At 33.7% G+C, this 270-nt stretch carries 1 protein-coding gene; it reads left to right on the top strand.

From position 1 onward, the window contains the following. Positions 1–16: 16 nt before the first annotated feature. On the top strand, positions 17–270 hold a 254-nt coding region (locus FUA24_RS20995; RefSeq protein ID WP_148545047.1), incomplete at its 3' end, for an HU family DNA-binding protein.

The raw sequence follows: 270 nt of genomic DNA, 5'->3' as shown, positions 1-270 counted from the left end.
AATTAAACTTTATATTATGAACAAAACAGATTTAATCGATGCAATGGCAGAACACGCAGGAATCACCAAAGCAGCTGCAAAAAAAGCTTTAGAATGTGCCTTAATTGAAATAGAAGGTGCTTTACAAAAAGGAAACAGAGTTTCTTTAGTAGGTTTTGGTTCTTGGTCTGTTTCTAAAAGAGCAGCTAGAGAAGGAAGAAACCCTCAAACTGGTGAAACTATCAAAATAAAAGCTAAAAACATAGTTAAGTTTAAAGCTGGTGCAGATTT

It is taken from the genome of Seonamhaeicola marinus, assembly GCF_008085455.1.
Note: the sequence above shows the minus strand (reverse complement) of the source record. Positions and strands in the feature narration are given on the sequence as shown.